At 72.7% G+C, this 5,422-nt stretch carries 4 protein-coding genes; 3 read left to right on the top strand and 1 reads right to left on the bottom strand.

The annotated features are described in order from the left end of the window. Window positions 1-148 precede the first annotated feature (148 nt). Window positions 149-1,363 carry a hypothetical protein gene (locus tag E1281_RS37035; protein WP_131884365.1) on the bottom strand — a complete coding sequence of 405 codons (1,215 nt, stop codon included), beginning with the start codon at window positions 1,361-1,363 and terminating at the stop codon, window positions 149-151. A gap of 376 nt (window positions 1,364-1,739) precedes the next feature. On the opposite strand from E1281_RS37035, the gene E1281_RS37030 reads away from it, so the two are divergent. From E1281_RS37030 to E1281_RS37020, 3 genes are all read left to right on the top strand, one after another. Further along, a complete protein-coding gene (locus tag E1281_RS37030; protein ID WP_347813336.1) occupies window positions 1,740-3,122 on the top strand; it encodes a hemolysin family protein in 1,383 nt (460 codons plus the stop codon). Continuing rightward, on the top strand, window positions 3,110-4,126 hold the full coding sequence (locus E1281_RS37025) for a hemolysin family protein (protein ID WP_131884364.1): 1,017 nt from the start codon (window positions 3,110-3,112) through the stop codon (window positions 4,124-4,126). Before E1281_RS37030 ends, E1281_RS37025 begins: the two co-directional genes overlap by 13 nt. A 74-nt stretch (window positions 4,127-4,200) precedes the next feature. Continuing rightward, entirely contained in the window at window positions 4,201-5,232 is a 1,032-nt protein-coding gene (locus E1281_RS37020; RefSeq protein WP_131884363.1) for a cation diffusion facilitator family transporter, read from the top strand. Window positions 5,233-5,422 lie beyond the last annotated feature (190 nt).

The raw sequence follows: 5,422 nt of genomic DNA, 5'->3' as shown, positions 1-5,422 counted from the left end.
GGGTTCGCCGCGGGGGCTCCGGGAGAAGGAGGGGGAGCCGCGGGCGCGACGGGCGCGGCGGGCGCGGCGTCGAGCGGGGCCATGCCGCAGACGTCGCAGAACCCGTCGGCGTCCACCTCGCCGGAGCAGCCGGGCTGGGTGCATCGATTCATCGCCGCGTCCCCGTTTCGCTCTCGCACGCCCTGATCTTCCGCTGGAAATCCGCGAGCAGCGCGGTGGCCCTGCGCAGGTCGCAGGGCGCCGTCCACAGCACCTCACGGGCCTCCCCGTACAGCGCGGTGAGCCGCTCGTCCTCGGCCAGCCCCAGCCGCGCGGCCTTGGCCCGGTACGCCTCCAGGCGTCCGCGCAGCTCGCCCCGCCGGTCGAGCAGGCCGGCATTGAGACGCAGATCACCGCTCGCCCGTTCCAGCGCCTCGCCGGCGGCGCGTTCGAGCTCGGCGAAACGCCCCGCCATCTCGACCCAGCGGCCCGCCTCGCGGAGGCGTTCGAGGGCCGTGACCCGATCGCGGAGCGCGATGGCGAGCCCCTGCGACGGCGCGGGCAGGTCGGGCGACTGGATCTTGACCATGACCGTCGCGTGCGCCTCGCACGCGCGCCGCTCCATCTCCTCGATCTCCTCGATGGACGCCGTGATCCGCGCGACGTGCTCGTCGTAGTCCTCGCGCATCCGGGCGACGCCGGCCAGCTCGTCCCCGAGCGAGGTCAGCGTGGTCCGGACGCGGTCCATGCGGCCGGTGTCGGCACTGCCGTCCCGGACGAGCGACAGCGGATCGGTGCGGACGACGCGGCCCAGCGCGGTCAGCTCGCGGCCGACCCGGTCCAGCTCGGGATGGCGGGTGCCGTCCAGGGTGTGCGCCAGGCGGGCCGCCTCCCGCCAGCTCGCCTCGGCCTCCTCGAGCGGCAGCAGTAGCGCGTCCCAGGCGGCGTCCGCGGCGGCGACCTCGCCCGCGACGAACTCGTACGCCTCGGACATCATCGCGACCGCCTCGTCCAGCGTCACCCGCCGCTCCTCGGGGCCGAGGAGCGTGCGGTCCTGCAGCGGGATCTCCTCGTCGGGCAGTTCGACCGACTCCCCCGACAGCAGCTCGGACAGCTCGACCAGCGTCTCCGCGTCGGGACGAGGCGACCGCTCGCGCATCTCCGAGGCGGCCTCCAGGACGCGCTGGTAGGCGTCGAAGAGCGTCCACAGCAGGGTCATCGCGGCCTTCGCGTCCTCCCAGCGGCGCCACGTCTCCCCGGTGAGACGCGCGCCCTCCAGGAGGCGGCTGCCCTGGTGGCCGTCGAGGTCGACGAGCGACCTGGAGATGCGGTCGCGCTCCTCCCGCAGCGTCCGGAGGGCATGGTCGACGCCTTCACGACTCATGGGCGCGGCGGCCCCGGCCCCGCTCTGCTCCAACGTTCGCCCCGCGATCGCTCTCCTACTGTCCCCCCGAGCATGCCCGTCGCACCGGTCTGGGAGCACGAACCGGTCCACTATCGGACGTAGGTTCTCATACAAGTGTGATCCGTGACACTGACCGAGACAAGCGCCATTCTCTCGCGGAAAGGCCGCCCAGGGGAAGGTTCCGGGACGTTACGCGGTCGTTAAGCCGGGAGCGATCGGCGGCGGAGCCGTACCCTGTGCGTCGGGAACGTCGTTGTCCGTGGTGACGTTACGAGATGTAGCCCGTCTACGAGAGGAGTGGTGAGTCCGCAGTGTCGGACCCCAGTCATAGACCTGGTGCCCCATGCTGACGGCGGTGCTGGGTGTATTCGCGGTGGTCCTCATCACCGCCGCGACCGGATATTTCGTCGCCCAGGAGTTCGCCTACGTCGCCGCCGACCGCGCGACCCTGGAACAGGCCGCGCAGCGCGGCGACCCCTCCGCCAGGCGGGCCCTGAAGGTCATGAGCCGGGTGTCGTTCATGCTGTCGGGCGCGCAACTCGGCATCACGATGACGACCCTGGTCGTCGGCTTCATCGCCAAGCCCGCCCTCGCCGAGCTGATCCAGCCGCTGCTCGAGGTCATGGGCGTCCCTCTGGGCGCGACCGGCGCGATCGCGCTCGCCACGGGGTTCGTGCTCGCGACGCTCATCCAGATGCTTCTGGGAGAGCTGTTCCCCAAGAACCTCGCGCTCGCGCGCGCGGAGTCGCTGGCGCGCGCGCTCGCCACGTCCACGCTCGTCTACCTGGCGGTCGCGGGCCCGATCATCCGGCTGTTCGACAGCTCCGCCGAGCGCCTGCTGCGCGCCCTCGGCGTCGAGCCCGTCCAGGAGCTGCACGGCGGCGCGACGCTGGAGGAGCTCGGCGACATCATCGGGAAGTCGCACAGCGCCGGCCACCTGCCCGCCGACCTGTCGGGCCTGCTGGACCGGGCGCTGTCGTTCGGCGACCTCACGGCGGACGAGGTCATGGTGCCGCGGCCCCAGGTCCGGACGCTGCCGGGCACCGCGCCCGTCGCCGACCTCGTCGCGCTGATCCGCGAGACCGGGCACAGCTGCTACCCCGTCTACGACCAGGAGGTCGACGACGTGATCGGCGTCGCGGGCGTCCGCGAGGTCGCCGACGACGCCCTCGACCCGGCCACCCCGGTCAGCGCCGTCAAGCGGCGGGCCTTGCTCGTCCCCGGCAGCCAGCCGCTGTACGGGGTGATCGAGCGGATGCGCGACGCCAACGAGGAGTTCGCCTGCGTCGTCGACGAGTACGGCGGCCTCGCGGGCATCCTCACCTTCGAGGACGTCGCCGAGGAGCTCGTGGGGGAGATCGCCGACGAGACCGACGCGCGCGAGGACGCTCCGACCTCCGGCCCCGACGGGTCCTGGTTCGTCGACGCCGGAATGCGCATCGACGAGGTCGGCCGCCTCACCGGGCTCGACCTCCCCGAGGGCGACGCCTACGACACCCTCGGCGGGTTCGTCATGGCGGAGCTGCGGCGGCTGCCGTCCGCCGGCGACCGCCTCGTCGTCGACCTCGACACGGGCCCGGTCGAGCTGGAGGTCATGAGCGTGGCCCGCCGCGTCGCCGAGAAGATCATGATCAAGGCGGCGCCGGTCGAGGTCACCCTCCCGCCGGACGAGGTGCCGGTGCGGGCCGTCGCCGACGGCGCGCCGGCGTCCGAGGCGGAGGTGTCATGGACCCGCTGACCACGCTGCTGATCACCATCCTGCTCCTCCTGGGGAACGGGTTCTTCGTCGCCGCCGAGTTCGCGCTGGTCGCCGCGGGGCGCCCGCAGCTCGAACGCGCCGCCGCCAAGGGCAGCCGCTCCGCCGTCGCCGCGCTCGCCGGCGTCCGCGAGCTGTCGCTGATGCTCGCGGGCGCCCAGTTCGGCATCACGATGTGCTCGCTGGGCCTCGCGATCGTCACCGAGCCCGCGTTCGAGCACCTCCTCGAACCGCCGCTGCACGCCCTCGGCGTCCCCGACGCCGCGACCAAGGCCATCGCGCTCGGCACCGCCCTCGCCGTCGTCACGTTCCTGCACATGGTCATCGGCGAGATGGCCCCCAAGTCGTGGGCGATCTCGCATCCGGAACGCTCGGCACTGCTGCTCGCGCTGCCGTTCCGCGCGTTCGCGAAGATCTCCCGGCCGATCCTGTCATCGCTGAACTCGACGACGAACGCGCTGCTGCGGCTCATCGGCATCACGCCGAAGGACGAGCTGGACAGCCACACCGACCCGGCCCGGCTCAGCCACCTGGTCGGCGAGTCCCGCCGCCTCGGCCTCATCGGACGCCACGACCACGAACTCCTGCGCAGGGCCATCTCGGCGCGGGAGGCCACCGTCGGGCACCTGGTGGTGCCCGCGACGTCGGTGACCACGATCGGCGCGGACGCGACCGCCGCGCAGATCCGCCGGACGGCCACCGCCAGCGGACACAACCGGCTGCTCGTCCGCGACCGCGACGGCGCGATGACCGGCATCGTGCACGTCCGGGCCGCCATCACCGAACCGAACGGGGAACGCCGCGCGGACGAACTGGCCCACCCGGCGCCCGTCCTCACGGCGGGAACGACGGTTCTGGACGCGGTCAGCCGCATGCGCCGAGGCCGCGCCCAGCTCGCCGTCGTCAACGACGCGCGCGGCGAGTTCGCGGGCATCGTCACCCTGGACGACCTCCTGGCGGAGCTACTGGCGACGAACCCGCACTGACACGGCTCGCGTACCTGCGACGACAGCGCACCTGTCGAGATGCTGCAAAGGGATTTCCGGGTCATCCTGCCCTTATGAGCGCACACGCGCACGAGCACGAGCACGGGCACGGCCATGAGCACGGGCGTGGAGTTGGACGCGGGCGCCTGCTCCACGCCCTCCGCCCCCACTCGCACGAACCCGCCGACAAGGTGGACTCCGCGATGGAGGCCAGCGGCCAGGGGATGCGCGCCCTGTGGATCTCCCTGGCGGGCCTGGGCGCGACCACCGTCCTCCAGGCCGTCGTGTACGCGTTCACCGGCTCGGTGGCGCTGCTGGGCGACACGCTCCACAACGCCGCCGACGCCCTGACCGCCGTCCCGCTGGCCATCGCGTTCCTCCTCGGCAGGCGCCCGCCGACCCGCCGCTACACCTACGGCTACGGCCGCGCCGAGGACCTCGCCGGCGTCGTCATCGTCCTCGCCATCGCCGCCTCGGCCCTGGCCGCCGGGTACGCGGCCGTGCACCGCCTCGCCCATCCACAGCCTGTGGAACACCTGGCCGCCGTCGCGGGCGCCGCCGCCATCGGCTTCGCCGGCAACGAACTCGTCGCCCGCTACCGCATCCGTGTAGGCCGCCGCATAGGCTCCGCCGCCCTGGTCGCGGACGGCCTCCACGCCCGCACGGACGGCTTCGCGTCCCTGGCCGTCCTCCTGGGTGCCGCTGGTGTCGCCTTGGGCGCTCCCTGGGCCGACCCTGTCGTCGGCCTCCTCATCACTGGGGCGATCCTGGTCGTCCTCTGGCAGACGGCCCGCGAGGTGGGGCGCCGCCTCATGGACGCCGTCGACCCCACCCTCGTCGACCGCGCCGAAGCCGCCCTCTCCTCCACCCCGGGCGTCCTAGCCGTGGGCGACGTCCGCCTCCGCTGGATCGGCCACCGCCTCCGGGCCGAATGCGACGTGGTCGTCGACCCCACCTCGACCGTCGTCCGCGCCCACCAGGTCGCCGTTGAGGCAGAGCACAGCCTCATGCACGCCCTCCCCCGGCTCTCGGGCGCACTCGTCCACCCCGACCCGGAACCCCGCCACGGTGAAGATCACCACGCCTCGCTGGCCGACCACCGATGATCACCGACCTGTGAGACGTTAGTCCCGCGCAGAACAGGAAATCACGGCCACGGGCGGTCGATCTGGGTGACGGGATGACGTCGGTGAATCAGCCATCAGAAACCAACGGGCCGGACGAAGAGGGCCCCGAAGCGGGACAACCCACGCCCGCCTACGTCCCGGACTCCGAACTCCCCACGGTCACCTTCCC

Source organism: Actinomadura sp. KC345 (assembly GCF_004348515.1).
GTDB lineage: Bacteria > Actinomycetota > Actinomycetes > Streptosporangiales > Streptosporangiaceae > Spirillospora.
The sequence above is the reverse complement of the archived record's forward strand: the minus strand, read 5'-3'. Positions and strand labels throughout refer to the sequence as shown.

Bases quoted from the DNA above. Each gene is read 5' to 3' on its own strand.
- E1281_RS37035 (WP_131884365.1), bottom strand. From the start codon at position 1,363: ATGAGTCGTGAAGGCGTCGACCATGCCCTCCGGACGCTGCGGGAGGAG.
- E1281_RS37025 (WP_131884364.1), top strand. From the start codon at position 3,110: ATGGACCCGCTGACCACGCTGCTGATCACCATCCTGCTCCTCCTGGGG.
- E1281_RS37020 (WP_131884363.1), top strand. From the start codon at position 4,201: ATGAGCGCACACGCGCACGAGCACGAGCACGGGCACGGCCATGAGCAC.